Here is a 21259-nt window from a genome sequence, read left to right on the forward strand (position 1 = left end):
CACCGTCAAAAAAGTTCCCGGACTTTTGAAAACCCGGAATATAACGATATTTTCGCAGCATTAAAACAATCAATAATCCTCACCTATGAATTATCTCAATAGACTAATTTCCAGTTTAACCCTTTTGGGAATGGTCAGCCTTTCGGGGTGTGCACTGAACAAAATGGTGAAGATGGCTCAGGATCAGGAACTAACCGTTACGCCGTCGCCGCTGGAAGTTCATGCGGATACGGTACGGTTTACGACCTCGGCCAAGCTTCCGCTCAAGATGTTAAAGAAGAACAAAACCTATACCGCCGACGTCAAATACAATTATGGTGGTGAGTCTGTAGATGCGGGGAACATTGTGTTTAACTGGGCTGATTACCCCAACGCGAAGACCGAGAACCCCTCGAAATCAGAGACTTTTTCTTTCCCCTACCAGGATGCGATGCGTCGCGGTGATCTGGTCGTGATTGGCACGGCCGCCAGCGCCAACGGTAAGTCGAAGTCGACGCCTGAATTCAAAATTGCTGACGGGGTCATTACGACTTCTAAGCTGGTTCAGCCTTATTACTTCTACGCATACGCCGACCACGAATACAACACGGGCGAAGAGCTTGAGCCTACGTACGTGCAGTTCTTCTTCCAGCAAGGTAGCTCTTACCTGCGTCCGACTGAGGTACGCAGCTCACGCGGACGTTTCCTGAACGCGTTCATCGCCGACAAAAACGTAACGCGCAGCGTAACCATCACGGGTACTCACTCTCCGGAAGGTGCTGAGCGTATCAACGCACGTCTGGCCGACGACCGCGCCGAAGCTATTGAGAAATACTATCGCCGCCAGATGGGCCGCTACGACTACCAGGGCATGGCCGACTCGATCGAGTTCCTGCCTAAAGCAGTAGTTGAAAACTGGGACTCGCTGAAAGCTGAACTGGGCCGCGACGAGCGTTTGACACAAACCCAGAAAGATGAGATCCTGAGCATCATCAATGGTTCAGGCAGCTTCGAAGACAAAGAAGACGCGCTGCACAGACTGTCGTCTTACCGGTACTTGCTCAGCACGGTATACCCGAAAACGCGTACCGCTACCACAGAAATCCTGACGGTGAAAGAGAAGAAAAGCCTTCCTGAAATTTCGGCCCTGTCGAAAGGCATTACACAAGGTTCGGTTAGCATGGACACGCTGTCTGACGCTGAACTGGCCTTCTCTGCGACCCTGACGCCGCTGCTGGAAGAAAAAGAAGCCATCTATCAGGCCGCTATCAAGAAGAACGATCGCTGGCAGGCACACAACGACCTGGCTACGGTTTACCTGCAAATGGCTGCCGAGCAGACCAGCGAGTCTTCGATGAGCAACTACCTGGAGCAAGCCAACACGCAACTGGGCATCGCCAAGAATCGCCAGGAATCTCCTGAAGTATATGCCAACATGGCGACCCTCAACATGATGCAGGGCGACTACGACATGGGCATGCAGAACCTGCAAAAGGCGATGAATATGAACCCCGACGAAGAATTACGTCAAGGCCTGAACGGCATGATGGGCACGTTGCAAATCATGCGTGGCATGTACAGTGAAGCGGCCCGCAGCCTGAGCAGCGCTCCTGACACTGCCATGGTGCTGTACAACCGCGGTCTGGCTCAGTTGTTGAGCGACGACTTCAACAACGCACGTGCCAGCTTCGACGAAGCCATTCAGTCAGATTCTGAACTGGCGTTGGCTTACTACGGTAGCGCCATTGTAGCCGCCCAACAAGGCAACGAGCAGGCCATGGCCGATATGCTGCGCCAGGCGATTCAAAAAGACGCTTCGCTGCGCGCCTATGCCATCGACGACCTGGAATTCCAGAAATACTTCGATTCGCAGACGTTCAAAGACGCCGTGCAGTAATCAAACTTGATCTTTCTAAAAAAGGCCCATTCGAAACCGGATGGGCCTTTTTTAATGCAAAAAATCCGCGGCCCCTTTTGAAATTAATCCATAATTTTACCGACCCTTATGGGACGCGCATGCGTTTCCTCGGGATCAACCGCCTAAATTACGTTCATTCATGAGAGAAATACAGTTTCGCGAAGCGTTGCGCGAGGCCATGTCGGAAGAGATGCGCAGAGACGAGAGTATCTTCCTGATGGGAGAAGAAGTCGCTGAGTATAACGGAGCCTATAAAGTAAGCCAGGGAATGCTCGACGAGTTCGGGGCGGCCCGGGTGATCGACACGCCCATTTCGGAGCTGGGCTTTGCCGGCATCGGCATCGGTGCAGCCATGAATGGCCTGCGTCCCATCATCGAGTTCATGACGTTCAACTTCTCGCTCGTGGCCATCGATCAGGTGATAAACGGCGCCGCCAAAATGATGTCGATGTCGGGTGGTCAGTACTCGGTGCCGATCGTTTTCCGCGGCCCTACCGGGAACGCCGGGATGCTGTCGTCGCAACACTCACAGAACTTCGAAAACTGGTACGCCAATACGCCCGGCCTCAAAGTCGTGGTGCCTTCAAACCCTTACGACGCCAAAGGGCTTTTGAAAACCGCCATTCGCGACCCCGATCCGGTGATTTTCATGGAGTCGGAATTGATGTACGGCGACAAAGGCGAAGTGCCGGAAGAAGAATACCTGATTCCGATCGGCAAGGCTGATGTGAAGCGGGAAGGCTCGGACGTAACGGTTGTTTCGTTTGGCAAGGTGATGAAGATCGCACTGGAAGTCGCAGAAGAAATGGCGAAAGACAACGTTTCGGTCGAGGTGATCGACCTGCGCTCGGTTCGCCCGATCGATTACGCGACCATCATCGAGTCGATCAAAAAGACCAATCGCCTCGTCATCGTGGAAGAAGCCTGGCCGCTAGCCTCAATCTCGGCCGAGTTGGCGTACCACATCCAGCGCTACGCGTTCGACTACCTCGATGCCCCCGTGTATCGCATCACCAGCCGCGACGTACCGCTGCCGTATGCACCCACGCTCATCGACGCCATTCTGCCCAGCACAAAGCGCACCATCGAGGCCATCAACGCGAGCCTCTACCGTAGCTAGGAATTTTCAAGATGCTGATAAAAAATCCCCTCTTCCGAGGGGATTTTTGTTTTTCGCCTGCCTGATCAGTGCTGGCGCGCCAACTGATACCGTACTTCCAGACGAGCACTGGTGTTGGCCGTCAGAAACGGGTTGGCCATCTGCCAGCCGGCGGTTTTGCTGGTTAGTGTCGCCGCCAAGGCCCAATGCGAACCCACCTGGTAGCCCGCCGTCAACGCCAGCGCCCCACCCCATTTTCCCTCCGTATCGAAGAAGCCCTGCCGACCGGGTTGTTGCCAGCCCTGCGCACTTCCGGAAAGGAGCCAGCGTGAGTCGGCCGGAACGTAATCGAAGAGGTCGACCTCCACGCCAGGATACGTATGGTGCTGATTTCGAAACGTATGGACCGCCGCCAGGAGTTTGTAACGCACCGTGCGCAGCGGTACAAACAGCGAGATGGCGTGCCCGAAGTGGGTCGGGACGTATTGCGGAAACACCAGAAACGAGAACCGCTCTCCGAATCGAATGCGATTCACTCCAAAAATGGCTGGGTTCAAAAAATTAATCAGCGACAGCTTTTTCTGCGCTTCCAGGTAATGTTGTGCTTCTGGCGAAAGATCCTGGAAGCCTACCCGTCGGTTTACGCCCTCGCCATTTGGAAACGGATCACGCTCGGTATACGGGCGATCGGGCCCAAACAAGTCGTAAGCCCAGGCGGTCAGGTCGGCACCGGCAAAGTCGCGGTTCACGTCCTGCGCTGCTTCGTGCGGTGGCGCAAGCACTTTGACCGAATCGCTGGCAGCCGAGGTAGAAAAGCGAAAGTAATTCCAACCATAGTAAGCATTGTAGAGGTAAAGCGCGTTCTTGTAGATCGTTCTGGGTTCGTGTACATCGCGCACCAGATTGTACTGGGTCAGGTAACTTTCCGCCTGCAAACCCGCTACGTAGGCATACAGCAAGTCGGGCAGGTGATCCCGCTTGAGCACCGTCAATTGCGCATCGCTTACGCCGAATACTGTTCCGTCCCACCGCGTAAACAGCCAGTTCCCATTTTTGGGAGAAGCGCCGTTCATGCCCAACACCGCGCGGTGAAACTCTTCGTGTGCCCAAACGCCCAACGGCAGGGGGAGTTCGCTTCCGTAACGCACCAACCCCAGGCTCATCAGGTACTTTAGCGAGCCGTTCAGCAGCTTTCGGCCGCCGGTGGTGTGATCAGAAACCGGCAGAACCAGATTGCTCAGGCCATCAATCCCCCAGTAACTGAGGTCATAGACATCGCTACTAAGTTGCGCGGCCTGTTGCATGGAAGGCATCCGGTACGGCAGGTCGCGGTTTTGCGGAAAGTCATAAAGTGGTAAGGCAAGGCGTAACCGATACACTTCGGTCGATTGCCCCCACGAAAGGCCGCTTCCTACGAACAGGAAGAAGACCCAAAAACGAAACAATTTCATCGGATTTTGCTTGAAGAAAGGAGAAATAAATGGCCGACAAGTCTGAGCGCAGGCGTGTGGAGTAAGGGAGAAGAAGAGAGGACTACTTAAGGCTGAGCGGCGCGGGTGCCAGCGGCGATCAACTCCAGGGTGTGTGCTAGAGCGGGGTCCTGCCCGGCCAGCACGTCCTGAATCGTCGGGACAATTTCGTAGTCGGGTTGGATGCCCCCTGCCTGGTGAGGGGTCGCTTCAACGCCTGCCATGTAGTAGGCCACCAGCGGAATGCCCAGCTCCAGGTTGGCATGCGGGAGCTTCGCGATGGTGAAAACGCCACTGTTGTCCCCTTGCAGCGCACCACTGGTCTCCTGTCCTACAAACACAGCGCGTTGGTTTACCTGAGCACAAGCCGCAAACTCGGTCGTGACCGAAAAGCTGCGCCCGTTGATCAACACGTACACATCGCCCAGAAAAGCCTCGTTCTTGGGTTTGCCGGGTTTCAGGCGCGCCCGATTACGCCACTCGGCACCCGTGGGTGTTTTGTGCAAAAACGGCCGTACCATTTTGTAGATGGAAGGATGGTAGCCCGGAAAGGTCAGCTTCTGCCCCGTGGCTACCAGGCGATCGTAGTATGCAAAGGGTTGATCGGTCATATAGCTGTACAGCAATTTTCCCCACAGATCCCGGCCGCCTTCGTTGTCGCGCAGATCCAGAATCAGGTGTTGTGCTCCCTTCTCTTTGATCTCCCGAAACGAAGCTTCCAGGAACTGCTCAAAGTCTTGTTCTTTTTTATCGACCCAGAAGCTGGAAATTCGCAACAGGGCGGTCTGGTCGTCCACCCAGTTCAACCGTAACGGCAGTTGGGCAGGAGTGGCGTGTGCCTTTTCGTAGTGATGAATCGCCTCTAGTGTCACGGCCGGGAGGGTAGTCGTTTGCGTTTCGCCTCCGGCCCGGTACGTCACCTCATACTGCGGGCCCGTTCCGATGTATGTAGCATAAATGCCTGAAAAGTAGTGGTTCAGATCGGCGTACTTTCCGTTGCGGGTGTCCCCGTCGGCGAAAGTGAGCACCGGCAACAGTTGGCCGATCAGGCTCTGCATCGGTTGCCCGTCGATTGCCACAATTTCCGCTCCGGCCGGTAGCGAGTCTGCACCGTAGTGTCCAAGGACCCACGCCTGTTCGCCGACAATGTAGAGCGGCAAGGGGAACAGGTCTTCCGTATGAAACGGGTATTTTTCTTCGCGGCCCGATGCCATCCATTTGGTGTGGCCACAGCGCAGCGCAGCGATCAGCGGCGTGAGCGTGACGTAGAACTCCTGCCGCGATAAAGGCCGCTGGAGCGCCGCGGACGTGGCGTCGAAGAGGGAGTCGAAGGTGGCTTTTGACGTGTACCGGTACAGACCCGGGTGAGCTTCTTCCAGCGCTTGGCGGAAAATGCTGAAATCTTCCTGCAGTTGGGTGGACGACAGGCGGGTATCCTGCGCATAAAGTCGGGGGGCGGCCGCCAGCCACAAGACAGCACAGGCGAGCCAAAGGAGACGTATCATGGTACTTGGAGTTGGTTGAAATACGTCACAAAAGTAGAATGAGAAAGATGGCGTGTCGTCCGATCCGCGAAGTTCAGACCAATTCCCGGGCATTTTTGCGCATAAATTCCGAGGGGGTCTGGCCGGTCTGTTTCTTAAACACAGCGTTGAACGTAGCTTTAGAATTGAAGCCCGCTTCTTCGGCAATGCCCAGGATGGTCAGGTGGCGGTATTCTTCATCCCACAGAAGTTGCTTCGCTTCTTCCACACGATAGCCGTTCACGAAATCATAAAAATTCTTGCCCAGTTGCTCGTTGATGAGCTGCGACAAATGGTGGCGCGGCAGTTCTAATTGATCGGCCAGTTCCTGAATCGTCAGCGTTGATTGTCGGTAGGGTCGGGCGTGTTGCATGTGCCGCAGCAGACGTTCGTGGTAAACTGCCGTCTCTTCTTCTTTCAAAGCCGATCGCTGATACTTAGCCGGTGGCTCCGGTACGGCGGTGGGCGGATCGGCCACGGCGGGCAGCGATGCGGCCTCACGTGCGCCGCGTACGTTCAGGGCAGGATTGAACAACTGCGGTTGGGTCAGGGCCCGGTAGCCCATCCAGTAGATGCAGCCGATCACCCCGAGGTAGTGATAATGATAAAACGCGGCCAGCCCCCACCAGCCCCATTTGCGCGCATAAAACGTCGGAATGGAAATCACCAGGATGCCCAGCATAAAGCCCAACAGTTGCCAGAGCCAGCGTAACCGCAGGGCTTGTGCATCGGAATACATCTCTTGCAACTGACGTTGATAACGTTGCAAGGTGTAGAGCGCTATCCCCAGATACACCACGTGCAGACCGTTCAGCGCTTGGTTCAGCCAACCAAAATCGTCTTGCGAAGCGCGCTCAAAATCGTCGAGGTAGGCGATTTTTTCAGCGGCGGGTTGTACGTAATAGGGCAACAGAACGCAGAGGCAAGCGAAGAAGGGCACCAGATGCACGGCATCTCGCCAGGACCCGCGGGGCGGCTCCGTAAGCTGACGCACGTACAGGTAGAGTAACGGCCCAAACAGCGAAGGCAGCAGCCAGCCTACTTTGCTCAGGTGCGGAAATTGGAGAAAAAAAGCGCGGTTGTCGAAAGCCACCAGCACGGACTGAACCGACAGCAGCACGAGGAGCAGTGCCAGAAGACCGTTGGCACGGCGGTTGGCATGGCGGGTCAGGAGCAGGCAGGCCAGCAACAGGCCTTGCAAGGCTCCAGCAACCAGAATCAGTGGCAGAAATCCGATGCCCATAGCTTCGTTTTTACTAAAAATACGCGGTTCGTTGCAGAAGCAAAATACCGACGCGCTGGTACAGGTCACAAGTAAAAAGCCGACATCGCCCGGCAGCGCGGGGCCCGAAGCATCAGGATGAAATACCGTACTTTTCCCCTTCCATCAATCCCTCGTCATGCAACCTTTTCTATTCCTCTGCCTTGTTGTTCCGCTGTGGGGAGCTACGCCGCCGGAACCCGACTTCAAAAGCAATTTTCTGGACCTGTGGGCGCGGGCCGGCGCGTACACCCTGGAAGTAGCCGACGCGATGCCAGAAAGCGCATACGATTACCGGCCTACGCCAGACGTGATGACCTTCCGGGAGCAGTTGACGCATCTGGTGCAAAACCTCAACTGGATTACGTCTACATTTCTGAAAGACGAAACGTCACCACTCGAAGGGAGGTCTTTAGAGCATCTTTCCAAAAAAGAATTAATTACTGCACTAACTGCCGCGTTTTCGTACGTGGAGGCCACAGCGCAACATTTTCCGCCCGAGGCCCTGGCCGATCCGGTCACCTTTGGCAATGCGCCTGTTAACAAAGAACGTCTTTTTTACGTGATGCGCGATCATATGACCCATCATCGTGCACAGTGCATCCTTTATCTGCGCATGAACGGCATCGAACCGCCATCGTACCGCGGGTGGTAAGCGCTTAACAAAAGCATAACACCGCCACAAATTCAACGCGGAGAATTATCATTTCCATAACATTGAACGCAAAAACTTACACGCACCATATTTTTTATGGCATTTTGCGGCAAAAACCGTATTCCGTTCTTAATTTGGAGTTAAACTGTTATCGGTTATTATATGAAACTCCCCAACGACTCACAAAGACAAATGATTGTAGCTTCGCTGATGCCTTCGCGGGTACAGCAGCAGGTAATTTCGATGTTGTACCAGGAAGAGAGCTGGCGCATGATGACCCTTTGGGCCTTCCGCGCGAAAAATACTCCCGAGGGACCACGCGAAGAGCTAATCCTGCGCGATCGCTACACGTTTGGGATGAGTCCTACGCTTTATAACTTCCCGCTGGTATTGAATTAATAAAAAAGGCGAGTCGACACTCGCCTTTTCTTTTTTATGTGAATTTACGATCGGACGTCGAGCTTTTCGTGCTCTGAATCGCCTCGTGCATCTTTTCCCGTCACGGTCGACTTGACCATTCCGTACAGCGTCAACAAAGTCCCTGAAGCCGAATCCCAATACTCCGCCTTCTCGACGGTGATCTTCAGCAAGGCAATATCGGGGGTATCCAGCCCATCGGCGAACCAGGCCTTTAAGGTCGGATTCCACAGATCGTGCATCTTGGCTTTGTCTTTTACCAGTTGCGCTTCGCCCGAAACCGACACGTAGGTGTCTTTGCCAGGCCCCGAATAGCCTAACCCAACTTTCGGATTGCGCTCGATTTCCCGGACCTTATCCGACTGGTCGCTGGTAAAAAACCATAAGATCCCGTCGGCATCCACGCGCGTGGTGTGCATGGGGCGTGCCCGAAATCGCCCGTCGTCCCCTTGGGTGGTGAGCATGGCGATCTCTACCTTTTCAATTTCTTCTTTGAGTTTGATGGCCGCATCGGTGTGTGTGATTTGCCCTTCCATGTGTGTTGTCAGTAAGGTGAAAAAATGGGGTATATGTTTGATTACTACTGCATTAGAAAAAGGTTTGAGTCAGAGCAAAATAAAAAAGCAGCTCGGGTGAGCTGCCTTCGTACAATCCAATCGTATAGCAAATTAATGTCAGAGTCGGCGAATTTTGGCCCCCACGGCCTGGAGCCGTTGGTCAATCTTCTGATACCCCCGGTCGATCTGTTCGGCATTGTCGATGATGCTGGTGCCTTCGGCCGAAAGCGCCGCAATCAGGAGCGATACCCCGGCCCGAATGTCGGGCGACGACATGCGAATGCCGCGCAGGTTCATTTTCCGGTCCAGTCCGATGACCGTAGCACGGTGCGGGTCGCAAAGGATAATCTGTGCACCCATGTCGATCAGCTTATCGACAAAAAAGAGGCGACTTTCAAACATTTTCTGATGCACCAGCAGCGTTCCGCGTGCCTGCACGGCCGTGACCAGCACAATCGACAGCAGATCGGGCGTAAAGCCAGGCCACGGGTGGTCGGAAACCGTCAGGATCGAGCCGTCGATAAACGTATCGATTTCGTAGTGGTGATGCACCGGAATGTGAATATCGTCGCCGCGGAATTCGAGTCGGATGCCCATCCGCTCAAAAACGCTCGGAATCAGGCCTAATTGGTCGATGCGTGCATTTTTGATGGTGATGGCCGAGCCCGTCATGGCCGCCAGCCCAATGAAACTCCCAATTTCGATCATGTCGGGCAACAACGTATGTTCGGTGCCACCCAGGGCTTCCACCCCTTCGATGGTCAACAGGTTGGACCCCACCCCCGAAATTTTGGCCCCCATGCGGTTCAGCATGTGGCAGAGCTGCTGCAAATACGGTTCGCAAGCGGCGTTGTAGATCGTGGTTTTGCCTTTGGCCAGGACGGCCGCCATGATGATGTTGGCCGTGCCCGTCACCGATGCCTCGTCCAGCAACATGTAGCATCCTTCCAGGTTGGTCCCGTCGATGTGGTAAAACCCGTCTTTGGCGTTGTAGTTGAATTTGGCACCCAGCTTTTCCAGTCCGATGAAGTGTGTATCCAACCGCCGGCGGCCAATTTTGTCGCCTCCGGGCTTGGGAATGCGGGCGCGTCCGAAACGTGCCAGCATCGGCCCCAAAATCATGATGGACCCCCGCAGCGAAGCCGCCTGGCTGGCAAACTCCGGCGTGTCCATGTATTCTGGTTTTACGTCTTTCGCCTCAAACCGGTAAGCCCCTTCTTCCAACTTCTCTACCGAAACGCCCAGGGAGCCCAGCAGTTCAATCAGTTTGTTTGTATCACGAATATCGGGCAGGTTCCGCATGATGATAGGTTCCGGCGTGAGCAGAACCGCACACAGTACCTGCAATGATTCGTTTTTGGCCCCCTGCGGAACAATATCGCCGCGCAATGGGTAACCTCCTTCTATTTCGAGTGAAGCCATGAAGTTGTGTAAGGGTTGTGTAGATCAAAAGTTTGTTGATAGTCCGCAGCTCAAAAAGCTAACTCGCTCATTTACTGAGGAGTACCAAAGTTAAAGCACTCCTCCGGGACGCGTGCCTGGCGAAGTGCTTAAAATTCGTGGTGTGTAAGAAATTTATGGAATTACCGACGTCTCCCACCCTGGCGACGGTTGCTGCGGTAGTTGCGACTTCCTCGGTTGCTGCTGTTGCTCGTGTTGTTGTTGCTACTGCTGCCGGGATAATCGCGCACGGGCTGCGAATCGAAGAGGTTCTGCGCCTTTACGCGCTCGATCGGGATTGTAAGTTTTCCGCGGGAAACGTCACGCAACTGTTGGATAATGACCTCATCCTCAATGTTTTCTTTGTTCCAGGTGCTGTAAAAACTCTTCATCAGCTTGCCCAGGTAGATGATGGCCGCCTCGCGCTCCTCCGGATCTTCCAGATCGACGGCCCGCTGCACCAGCAGTTCTAAGTTGCGGCCGTAGTGTTTGTAACGCACTTCGCCTTCGCGGTAGCGCATGCGTTGTGGTTTTTTATGGATGATGGCCGGCTCGGGTTTGGGATAGGGTCCGTCTACGTCCAGTTCGAAATTCGACATGATGTAGAGGTCGTCCCAGAGTTTCTGGTGGTAATCCTGCGTATTCTGGAAGTTCGGATTGAGCTGCCGCATCAGGTCCACCAGGACGATGGCCGATTGCGTGCGCTCTTCACGGTCCGGAATGCTCATGACGTGCTGCACCAGACGTTGCACATTCCGGCCGTATTCTTTCAGGATGATGTCCTCATCTTCCGTATAATAATAAAATAGATTTTCTCTCTCTGGCATGGAATTAAAAATTACAAAAGGCAAATGACTGATTACAGATGGGTAGAGACCTCAGGTCTCAGGGTATAGCTATGCAGGTAGTGGGTTTGGTTCAATAGGCACCAACGCCTCAACGTGTAGCGCGGGCCCTTCCTTCTCTGCCGAAGCACCGTTTCGTCTGCTCAAAAGAGGGCGCGTTATCACGCCATCGCCCCCTCACACCGGTTACTCGTGGATCATCAGCTTGGCGAAGCTCAAAAGTAACGTCTTTTCGCCATGTTGCTGAAAATTAATACGGGCCTTGCGGTCGTTGCCCTGCACTTCGACAGCGCTGACGGTACCGAACCCAAATTTGGGGTGCTCTACCGTCATGCCTGCCTTCAGGCGCATCGGGTCGCTGGGCCGGAAATTGGCCGAGGGCTGATGGGCGCTCTTTCCATTCACAGGAATGCGTTTCACCGGCGCACCGGCCCGCTTGAACTGCGCCGCAAAACGCGTGGGGCGCGGCGCGGCCTCTTCGGTCCGGAAACGGCGCGTCACTTTCAGGTATTGGCCGTCCAGCTCCTGCAGAAACCGGCTGGGCTCGCAACTGCGAATGTTCCCGAAACGGTAGCGGCTCAGCGCGTACGAGAGGGTGAGCTTTTTCTCCGCACGGGTGATGGCGACGTAAAACAGGCGGCGCTCTTCTTCCAGATCTTCGCGGCTGTTGAGCATCATCTGCGAGGGAAACAGGTCCTCTTCCATACCCACCACATACACATTCCGGAACTCCAGTCCCTTGGCCGAGTGGATGGTCATCAGGGTTACCCGGTCAGGATCTTTGTTCTGATCGTCTTCCCAACTCGTTAATAACGAGACGGTTTGCAAAAACGTGCCCAGGGTTTTGTCTTCGTTTTCCGGGTTGTCGACAAACTCTTTGATGGCGTTCAGCAATTCCTGTACGTTCTCGTAACGTGAGATGCCTTCCGGAGTTTTGTCTTCGTAGAGTTCCTTCAGCAAGCCCGACTCGCGTGCCACCTGCGACGCCACTTCGAAGGCATTCTTGGTCTGCATAGCGAGGTCGAAACTCTTGATCAGGTTGGCGAACGCATCGATCGAGTTCGCCGTCCGCCCCGACATGGCCGTGTAGATGTTGCCGATGATGTCCCACAACGAAACGTCGTTTTCGTTGGCCATCACGATCAGCTTCGCGATGGTCGTATCGCCGATGCCGCGCTTGGGCAGGTTGATGATGCGCTTCAGCGCCTCCTCGTCGTTGTGATTGACCACAAACCGCAGGTACGCCAGCAGATCCTTGATTTCTTTGCGCTGGTAGAACGACAGCCCCCCGACGATGCGGTACTTGATGTTCATCTTCCGCAGGGCCTCTTCCACGTTCCGCGACTGGGCATTGGTGCGGTACAAGATGGCGAAATCCTGGTTGCGCAGCGCGCCGTTCATTTTGTCTTCGAAAATGGAGGTCGCCACCAGCCGGGCCTCTTCCGCATCGCTCGAAGCTTTGATCAGCTCGATCTGGTCGCCCTGTTCGTTGTCGGTCCAGACTTCTTTCCGCAGCTGGCGGTCGTTGTGCTTGATGAGCGAATTGGCTACTTCGACAATGTTGCGGGTCGAACGGTAGTTCTGCTCCAAACGCACGGTTTTCAGCTCGGGGTAATCCTTCTCGAAGTTGAGGATGTTCTGAATATCCGCCCCCCGGAAGGCGTAAATGCTCTGCGCGTCATCGCCCACCACACAGAGGTTGCGGTGCACGGCAGCCAGCTTTTTGGTAATCAGGTATTGCGAGACGTTCGTGTCCTGAAACTCATCGACCAGCAGGTACCGGAAGCGATGCTGGTACTTGTGCAGCACGTCAGGGTGGTCGCGGAACAGCACATTCGTGTTGAACAGCAGGTCGTCGAAATCCATCGCCCCCGATTTAAAACACCGCTGCTGGTACAGTTTGTAGAGGCGTCCCATTTCCGGGCGGCCGGCCACCTCGTCGTCGGCGCGGTAAAACGGATCGTTGATGTACGTCTGCCAGGAAATCAAGCGGTTTTTCGCCATCGAGATCCGCCCCAGTACCACGTTCGGTTTGTAGACTTTGTCATCCAGCGCCGCCTCCCGGATGATGGACCGCAGCAGCGATTTAGAATCGTCGGTGTCGTAGATGGTGAAGTTGCTCGGATAATTGAGTCGCTCGGCTTCGAACCGCAGAATGCGGGAAAAAATGGAGTGGAAGGTACCCATCCAGATGTTCCGCGCCTCGTTGCCGATCATCTTCTCGATCCGCTGGCGCATTTCGTTGGCCGCTTTGTTGGTAAAGGTCAGGGCCATGATGCGGAACGGGTCCGTGCTCTGTTCGATCAGGTGCGCAATGCGGTAAATCAGTACGCGGGTTTTGCCCGAGCCGGCTCCGGCAATGACCATCAGCGGTCCTTCGGTATGGAGGACCGCCTCACGTTGCGGCTCGTTGAGCGAATCCAGCTTCAGTCGCATGAATCGTCGCTAAAGTTAAGTTAGGGGTGATTTCTTGATGCTCTGCGTTGCAGGATATGCAAGTTACGAGATTTCGGGCATCTGCGGGGGCAGTCCCCTGATTTGATGCGAATTGCGCAGGTGGAGGCTGGTCTCAAGAAACACTACACGGCATGGAAGCGTGTCCAAAGGCTACACCCCGTAAAGTACGGTCAGATCATAGCTGGAAATGTGGACACACCGGTGGAACTGACAAGAAATCTTTTTGAAGCACTCCTGGATTACAGACGGTTACCCAAACCTCTCCTCTCTCGGACCACAAAGAGCATTTCCAAATTTCTCCGTCATTAGTATTTGGATTAAGTCTAAATAAGGTTACTTTTGTTACTGATATGGTCGAAATCTTCGGAACGTCGTCGGGTGCTCTTTACCAATGTGACCGAGACAATTGCTTTTATCTCCAGTTTCAGGACAAGCAAACCTCTTTTCGTGTATGCAGTCTCCTCGCGTTTAAAAGGAAAATCGATAACATTGACCTCGTAAGCCTGCTAACGGACGAAGACGACCGGTCGGGTATGACCATCGTCAGAACCTGTCAGCACCGCGAGCTCTTCGTACTGACCATCCGGGAAGTGCTGGAGCTCAAAGAGATCTTATCCGGAGCATTGGTGATGCTGGAGTTGAACAGCATATTGCACCAGAAGTTGCAGTATAGTTTCTCCTGAATCCCGCTTCATTTCCTTTTACACCCTTAAATCGTAATTTCTCTATGAAAGATCTACTCAGACAAAGAGTTTTTATTCCTGAGGCCTCGGCCGCCTTGCTGAACCAACAAATTGCGTTGGAAGCTGCGTCTTCGTCCGCTTACCTGGCGATGGCCGCCTGGTGCGATCAGCACGGCTTCGACCATACGGCGGGACACTTCTACAAGCAGTCGGAAGAGGAGCGCAAGCACATGCTGAAGTTGTTTCACTACCTGAGCGACATGGGTGGACTGGCCGTTTCGCCGCCGCTGTCGGAAGTACAACATGAGTTCGCTTCGCTGCGCGACGTGTTCGAAAGTGCGCTGGACCATGAGGTGCAGGTTACGGAATCAATCAACAAGATTGTGGCCGCCTGCCGCAAAAGCAACGATTTCGCAACGGAGAATTTCATGCAGTGGTACGTGAAGGAACAGGTGGAAGAGGAGTACATCGTGCGCCGCGCGTTGGAGTTGATCGACCTAGCCGAAGCAGGCAGCCTCGACCTGATTGAGCTGGACGAACGCCTGGCACAAATCTCGTACCCCGCTACCGAAGAATAAGTTTTTTCCCTTAACGCTCTTTACCAACCGAACGCTTTTGCCCCATGACGCTGAACAACGAATTGTTTGACTTCGGTTTCTACGACGAAAATCCGCTGATTACCAAATCGCTGCAAGACGCGCCCGGGTGCGTCTTTAAGAAGTGCTGTAAGAAGTACAAAAAGTCGGAGAAGAAGCGGTGCAGAAGCTGCCCTAAACGTTAGTTTACTATGTGTTGGTACCCATAGATGATATAGAAGGCCATCCGCTCGGATGGCCTTCTGTTGTTATAGCATCAGCGATCGCCCGAAGGCTCGCTTCACAGGGGTTGTCAGGACAGTCGGCGTTTAGCGCTGGGTGGTGGATTGGGTCGAAAGGAATTCGGCCGGCACCTGAATAATCGACATGGTATGCACTCCATCGGCCTGTTTGTTGACGAACGAAGGACTGTTGGGCTGGTCGTAGTTGGCCACAAATAACTTGTCGCCTACCAGCAACGGCTCGCACGGCTGGTCCAGCCCGCCGTCGGCTCCGTCGGTGTCGCCGTTTTTCGCTAAGGTGCGGACCTCTCCTTTTTTGGTGACCACATGGATCGCGTTCAGTTCCGAATCGGCGATGTAAAGATGGTCGGTCGTCTTGTCGATAAAGATCCCGTCGCAACAGGGAATTGTCCCCAGCTTCAGAAATTCCTCTTTCGAGTTGACCGCTCCGCTCTGGTCAAAAGTCAGCTTGAACACCCGGCCGTCGGTAAACATCCCCACGAACAGATTGCCCTGGCTGTCGAAATCCATTCCGTCAGTACCCAGGTCGTTGCCGTCCTGCGGAATGGCCTCGAACGTGGCGATCAGGTGGCGTTCTTCCATCGAAGGCTGAATCTGCACCGAATCATTTTCCATTTCATGGCTCGCAATGCGGAAAATCCCGCTGGTGTGCATGTCGTCACTAGTGCGCCATTTGGTATCGGTAATGTAGAGGTCGTTCTTGTGCCAGCGCAGGGCATTCGGATGTTTCAGGCCTTTGGCCACCACGTCGACGCCTACCGGCTTCCCGTTCTCCATGTTCAATCGCAAGATGCGCGACTGAAAGTTACTGTCCAGATTGTACTGGTTGTCGGCAATGTAAAGGTTACCGTCCGGCCCGAACGAAATACCCATCGGAACCGCCTTGTGGGTGGTAGGATGCGCCGGCAGGTTGTAGGCCACTTCCCATTGGTAATCGGGCGTGATTTTCACCAGAAGCCCCGGGTAGGCGGGGGCGCTGGAATTGGGACACGAAAAGAAGACGTTCCCTTCCGGGTCGACCGCCATGCCATCGGGCTGCGCAATGTAGTCGGGAAACGAAAACAACAGCTGCGGTTCGCCGGGTTTGAGGGAAGCACCGGGTTTATACGGCTGAGAGGCTGCGGATTGCGCGTGCACCTGCACGCTAAAAAAGACACCTAGTATCGAGAAAAATAGAGGCTTCATGTTGAAAAAAGTTAAATCAAACATGCCTATATAAACTACAGGCGCCCCGATATGTTCTCTTTTTTTAGAAAGTAACCTACCGGGGCGCTTGCCATGCACAGGAAGCTCGGCTCAGACCAGCGCCTCCCAGAGGATTTCGGCGGGGTGTTTGGCGCGGCGGCCGGTCCCGTCTTTGATCTGGTGGCGGCAGCTGGTGCCCGGCGCAGCGATGATGACGTCGGCAGGCTGCTGACGCACCGTCGGGAACAGCACCAGTTCGCCGACTTGCATGGAGACGTCGTAATGTTCTTTCTCGTAGCCGAACGATCCGGCCATGCCACAACAGCCGGAACGAATCAGATGCACCTCATAATTTTTGGGCAGCGACAGAATTTTTTTCGTCGGGACCAGGGAGGCGAGTGCTTTCTGGTGGCAGTGTCCGTGGAGTTTGATCACCCGCTTTTCGGTCGTAAACTGATCGGCAGTCAGGCGTCCGCGGTCGATCTCACCCGCCAGAAATTCATCCAGCAGAAACGCATGCTCGGCAATGTGGCGGGCGGCTTCGCGTTCTTCGTCCCGCAACAGATCGAGGTATTCGTCGCGGAACGACAGAATCGCCGACGGCTCCAGTCCAATCAACGGGGTTTCTTCGGAGACCAGGTCTTTCAACAACGCCACGTTGCGGCGGGCCACGTCGCGCGCGTCGCGCAGCAAGCCCTTCGACAGGTAGGTCCGGCCACTTTCGGTATGGTCGGGAATGACGACATCGTACCCCAGCTTGGTCAGCAGCTGAATCGCCTGCATGCCCATTGGCACGTCATTATAATTGGTAAACTCGTCGCAGAACAGGTAGACGCGGCGGGAGGTACGTCCCGTGTTGGGCTGTTCGCCCGGCCGCCCCAGTTCCGACTCCGGTGGGTACTCGGCACGCTGCGGAATGTCGGCGTCCAGCGTCTGACCACTCTGCCGACTCCGTTCCGTACCGACCACTTCGGCCGTTTCTTCCGGCGATCCGATGCCGTTTGTGCTCAACCCTGCGCTTCGCGGATTTTCCTGCACAATGCCAAACCGATGGGCTTTGCTTTTCTGATACCACGCGCGGAGTGTGGTCGGATACAGAGGGGGCATGGACCGCTCCGGGGCAAATCCTACCATGCGCTTGGCGAGTTCGCCCACTACCGGCGCTTTGAACGCCGCATTGTAGAGCCCCGACATGGACGACGCCAACACGTTCAGTTTGTTGAAGTTGGCAACGAGGCGTGTCCGCAGCGAAACGCCGTTGGCATCCTGGTACTGTTGCAGAAACTCCGCTTTCAACTTGCCGACATCCACGTTCGAAGGGCATTCGTTTTTACAGCCTTTGCAGGAGAGGCACAAATCCATCACGTCTTTTACCGCTTCGCTGTCGAACCGGTTCGGTTGGCTGGAATTGGTCAGCACTTCGCGCAGAATGTTGGCCCGGGCGCGGGTCGTATGCTTTTCGTTGCGCGTCGCCATGTAGCTGGGGCACATGGTTCCGCCGCTTAGTTCGGTCTTGCGGCAGTCGGCCGAGCCATTGCACTGCTCAGCCGCCCGCAACACACCGTCGGTCTCGCTCCAGTCGAACACGGTGTCGAACTCCGGTGTGGTCTGCCCCGGACGGAACCGCAACGAGCTGTTCATCGGGGGTGTATCGACAATTTTATTGGGGTTGAAGACCCCTTGCGGGTCCCAGGTGTACTTCACCCGTTTCAACAGGCCGTAGTTGTGTTCGCCCACCATGAACCGGATGAATTCTCCGCGCAATCGCCCGTCGCCGTGCTCACCGCTGAGCGATCCGCGGTATTTCTTGACCAGCGCCGCAATTTCCTGCAGAATGGTGCGGAACATCTGGTTTCCTTCTTCGGTCTTCAGGTCCAGGATGGGCCGCAGGTGCAGCTCGCCCGAACCGGCGTGGGCGTAATGCACACAAAAGAGTCCGTAACGTTTCAGCACTTCGTTAAATTCCTGGATGTAGGCAGGCAGGTCCTCTACCGCCACGGCCGTATCTTCAATCACCGGTACGGGTTTGGGGTCGCCCTTCATGTTGGACAACAGACCCAGTCCGGCTTTCCGCAGCGTCCAGATCTTGCCCATGTCTTCGCCTTTTACGATGGGATAATGGTAGCCCAACCCTTCGGCTTTCAGTTCGTCGATCAGCGCCTGGACCCGGGTATCAACCTCGGCTTCGCTTTCGCCCCACAGTTCGATGACCAGAATGGCCCCCGGATCGCCCTGCACAAAGAAACGATTCTTGCGCTGTTCCAGGTTGTTTTTGGTGCACTCCAGAATGAAGTGATCCATCAATTCACTGGCACCAGGGTTGTGTTTCACCGCCACCAGGTTGGCCCGCAGCGACTCGTCGACCGTATGGCAATGGACAGGCACCAGCGCCTTGTGGGCAGGGGACAGCGGAATGACGTTCAGCTTCAGTTCGTACAGAAACAGCAGCGTCCCTTCCGAGCCGGCAATCAGTTTACAGAAATTGAAGGGCTCCCCTCCTGCCGTAAACGGTTCGCACCGCAGCAGCATGTCGAGCGCGTAGCCGGTGTTGCGCCGCGGGATGCTCGGTTTGGGAAATTCTTCTTCGATGGCGGTCCGGTTCTCGGCGTCGGAAAGCAGTTCGTAGATCGACTGGTAGAGTTGTGCTTCCAGCCCGGTTCCCTGGCGTTTCTGTTCAAACGCTTCGTTTGTCAGCGGTCCGAATTCTACTTCAGAGCCGTCGCTCAGCAAGGCTTTGCAGGAAATCAGGTGCTCGCGGGTGCTGCCGTAGACGATGGAGTTGGAGCCGCAGGAGTTGTTGCCGACCATCCCCCCGACCATCGCCCGGTTGGCCGTCGACGTTTCCGGCCCAAACTGCAACCCGTACGGTTTCAGGTGCATGTTCAGCTCGTCGCGTACCACGCCCGGCTGAACCCGTACCCAGTTTTCGGCCTTGTTTACCTCCAGAATGCGGGTAAACGTGCGCGAGACATCCACCACAATGCCCGACCCGACGACCTGCCCGGCCAGCGACGTACCCGCCGTGCGCGGAATCAGCGACGTGTTGTGGGTAGAGGCAAAACGAATCAGTTTTTTCAGGTCTTCGACCGAATGCGGAATGGCTACGGCCAGAGGCAGTTCGCGGTACGCCGAGGCATCGGTAGCATACAACGTCCGTAGGGTGGTGTCGGTGTGGAGTTCACCTTCGAGCTGACCGGCGAGTTCGTGCAGGGCTGCAAGCATAATAACAGAGGTTTCGAAATCAGGGAGGTAAAGCTACAAGGCCCTGGCGAGATGTGAGAGGCTTCCTTTCTCTAAAAATGAAAGAAGGCATCCCGATGCGCCGGAATGCCTTCTCTGCCGAGGTCTGGTTCAGGCAATTTACTCTACCACCAACCGTTTGTGGAAACGTCCTTCCGGCAAGGTTACCTCCAGCAGGTACACACCACGCGACAGGCCAGCCACCGAGAGCTGCGCCAGCGGTCCGCGCTGGGTCCATTGCCGGAGGGCCTGGCCGGTGATGGTCCGAAGGGCCAAGGTATACGCCCGCCCGTTTAGCTCGGCTTGCGAAAGGTCGAGCTGCACCTGCCCGGCGGCCGGATTCGGGTAGAGACGGAAGCGACCGGCGTCGACCGTAGGACTGCTGCTGACCGTTGGCGACGAATAGTAAAAATCGACACGGCTGGCTTTTGCCCAGTCCGGGATGTCGGCATCCCAAATGTAGTCGAGGCTCGACGCAAGCCAGGCTGTGTTGCCTCCGGTCGTCGAGGCGGTTTCGCGCCACAGAGGCGCCAGCCAGAAGGGATACTGCGGGACGAGCTCGCTGGCCGCCGGTTGGTACTGAAACGTTTCCTGTTCGGCTTCTGTCCACGCTTCGCCGTCCCATGTGTAGTAGGTAGAGGACGTACGCGTTCCGTTGGCAGCAAATTGCGATACCATCCGGTAGTTCTCCAGCCAGGCGTCAGTCTCCGAATCAGTGGTGTAATTGATCTGCTCTACCGCGCGTCCCTGCGCATCGTAGCTAGACACAATGCGCGCGAATGGACTCCAGGCGCCCTCTTCCCAATCGTATTCTGCGTATTCTTCCAGTTGGCCAGCTGCGGTATAAGTGTAGATATATCGACTCGACAGTTCCCACGTGGTGCCATCAGCTGAGTAGTAGGTGGTGGCTTCCTGCAGGTGGCCCTGCGCATCGTACTGGTGAGAAAGGCTATCGCTTTTCATCCAGCTTTCTTCGTTCCACTGATAGCGGGTCGAGTAAGTGGCTTTGCCGTTGGCATCGTATGCGTACGCATAGCGATACACATCGAGCCAATAGGTTTCAAACCATCCTTTTGTATTGATCTGCGTGGTATCACCGGCCGCATTGTACGTGTAGATGTATTGATCGGAACCGATCCAGTCCAGCTGTTCAACGTCGAAATAATACACGGTCTTCTGCGAAAGCTGCCCACCGGCATTGTACAGGTAATCGACCCGCTGCTGGGGCGTCCAACTTACGTCTTCCCACAGGTAATCCAACGCTTTGACCACACGGCCCTGGTCGTCGTACTGGTAAGTGTATTTGAACTGCGCCATGGAGTCGACAGGTTCGTCGAACGTGTATTCCGAGTAAATCATGCTGTCCAGTTGATACTGGTCGCCCGCCAACGGGCGGAGTGCCAGCCGGCTCTGGTCTGGAGCTGACGTGCGCACAGCAACCGACGGCGCAAGCGGGGCAGGTTGGTGTACGCTCGGGCGCAAATGTGCGTTGAGCGTGTGCTGAGGCCGGGGCGTGCCCGACGAAGGCGTGACCTGAGCGTAACCCATTCCGGCCCACATCCAGATACTGCACAGGAGTAGAATTTTCTTCATAAAACTAGGGAGTAGAGGATACTTACGTGAGATGCAAAAGTGTAAAAAAGCAACCTCATACAACACCGTTTACTCGAATATTCGCCACCCAATCGACTAA

General features: G+C 55.2%; 16 protein-coding genes. 6 read left to right on the plus strand and 10 right to left on the minus strand.

The genetic code is table 11. The annotated features are described in order from the left end of the window. The first annotated feature begins 130 nt into the window (after positions 1-130). Positions 131-1876: a tetratricopeptide repeat protein gene (locus tag BLR44_RS19660; protein ID WP_245706116.1), complete on the plus strand. Its 1746-nt coding sequence runs from the start codon at positions 131-133 to the stop codon at positions 1874-1876. A 160-nt stretch (positions 1877-2036) separates the two neighbouring features. Further along, positions 2037-3017, plus strand: coding sequence for a pyruvate dehydrogenase complex E1 component subunit beta (locus tag BLR44_RS19665; RefSeq protein WP_089685265.1), 981 nt, complete (start codon positions 2037-2039; stop codon positions 3015-3017). Between the two features lie 65 nt (positions 3018-3082). Here BLR44_RS19665 and BLR44_RS19670 read toward each other — a convergent pair whose 3' ends face one another. From BLR44_RS19670 to BLR44_RS19680, 3 genes are all read right to left on the minus strand, one after another. After that, positions 3083-4447, minus strand: a complete 1365-nt coding sequence (locus BLR44_RS19670) for a hypothetical protein (RefSeq protein WP_089685267.1) — start codon at positions 4445-4447, stop codon at positions 3083-3085. Positions 4448-4533: 86 nt separating this feature from the next. Next, positions 4534-5970 carry a S41 family peptidase gene (locus BLR44_RS19675; protein ID WP_176956128.1) on the minus strand — a complete coding sequence of 479 codons (1437 nt, stop codon included), beginning with the start codon at positions 5968-5970 and terminating at the stop codon, positions 4534-4536. A gap of 73 nt (positions 5971-6043) precedes the next feature. Then, a complete protein-coding gene (locus BLR44_RS19680) occupies positions 6044-7231 on the minus strand; it encodes a helix-turn-helix domain-containing protein (protein WP_089685271.1) in 1188 nt (395 codons plus the stop codon). A gap of 157 nt (positions 7232-7388) precedes the next feature. Between BLR44_RS19680 and BLR44_RS19685 the strand changes: the two genes are divergently transcribed. After that, complete coding sequence (locus BLR44_RS19685) at positions 7389-7904, plus strand: DinB family protein (protein ID WP_089685273.1); 516 nt, start codon at positions 7389-7391, stop codon at positions 7902-7904. Between the two features lie 162 nt (positions 7905-8066). Beyond that, on the plus strand, positions 8067-8303 hold the full coding sequence (locus tag BLR44_RS19690) for a hypothetical protein (RefSeq protein ID WP_218127126.1): 237 nt from the start codon (positions 8067-8069) through the stop codon (positions 8301-8303). A gap of 44 nt (positions 8304-8347) precedes the next feature. On the opposite strand, the gene BLR44_RS19695 is transcribed toward BLR44_RS19690, so the two are convergent. The 4 genes from BLR44_RS19695 to BLR44_RS19710 all read right to left on the minus strand — a co-directional run bounded on the left by BLR44_RS19695 (position 8348) and on the right by BLR44_RS19710 (position 13599). Further along, entirely contained in the window at positions 8348-8857 is a 510-nt protein-coding gene (locus tag BLR44_RS19695) for a pyridoxamine 5'-phosphate oxidase family protein (RefSeq protein ID WP_089685277.1), read from the minus strand. A gap of 138 nt (positions 8858-8995) precedes the next feature. Beyond that, complete coding sequence (murA, locus tag BLR44_RS19700) at positions 8996-10300, minus strand: UDP-N-acetylglucosamine 1-carboxyvinyltransferase (protein WP_089685279.1); 1305 nt, start codon at positions 10298-10300, stop codon at positions 8996-8998. A 161-nt stretch (positions 10301-10461) separates the two neighbouring features. Continuing rightward, positions 10462-11145 (minus strand): DUF4290 domain-containing protein, encoded by a 684-nt coding sequence (locus BLR44_RS19705; protein WP_089685281.1) that lies wholly within the window; start codon positions 11143-11145, stop codon positions 10462-10464. A gap of 204 nt (positions 11146-11349) precedes the next feature. Then, complete coding sequence (locus BLR44_RS19710) at positions 11350-13599, minus strand: ATP-dependent helicase (protein WP_089685283.1); 2250 nt, start codon at positions 13597-13599, stop codon at positions 11350-11352. A gap of 554 nt (positions 13600-14153) precedes the next feature. Here BLR44_RS19710 and BLR44_RS28920 point away from each other — a divergent pair. After that, on the plus strand, positions 14154-14303 hold the full coding sequence (locus tag BLR44_RS28920) for a hypothetical protein (RefSeq protein WP_176956129.1): 150 nt from the start codon (positions 14154-14156) through the stop codon (positions 14301-14303). 44 nt (positions 14304-14347) lie between these two features. Continuing rightward, a complete protein-coding gene (locus BLR44_RS19720; protein WP_089685287.1) occupies positions 14348-14881 on the plus strand; it encodes a ferritin in 534 nt (177 codons plus the stop codon). 326 nt (positions 14882-15207) lie between these two features. On the opposite strand, the gene BLR44_RS19725 is transcribed toward BLR44_RS19720, so the two are convergent. The 3 genes from BLR44_RS19725 to BLR44_RS19735 form a co-directional block, all read right to left on the minus strand. After that, on the minus strand, positions 15208-16326 hold the full coding sequence (locus BLR44_RS19725; RefSeq protein ID WP_143017385.1) for an SMP-30/gluconolactonase/LRE family protein: 1119 nt from the start codon (positions 16324-16326) through the stop codon (positions 15208-15210). Between the two features lie 111 nt (positions 16327-16437). Beyond that, on the minus strand, positions 16438-19548 hold the full coding sequence (locus tag BLR44_RS19730; RefSeq protein WP_089685291.1) for an FAD-binding and (Fe-S)-binding domain-containing protein: 3111 nt from the start codon (positions 19546-19548) through the stop codon (positions 16438-16440). Between the two features lie 138 nt (positions 19549-19686). Further along, positions 19687-21159 (minus strand): T9SS type A sorting domain-containing protein, encoded by a 1473-nt coding sequence (locus tag BLR44_RS19735; protein WP_089685293.1) that lies wholly within the window; start codon positions 21157-21159, stop codon positions 19687-19689. Positions 21160-21259 lie beyond the last annotated feature (100 nt).

This window comes from Catalinimonas alkaloidigena (assembly GCF_900100765.1).
GTDB classification, from domain to species: domain Bacteria; phylum Bacteroidota; class Bacteroidia; order Cytophagales; family Flexibacteraceae; genus Mooreia; species Mooreia alkaloidigena.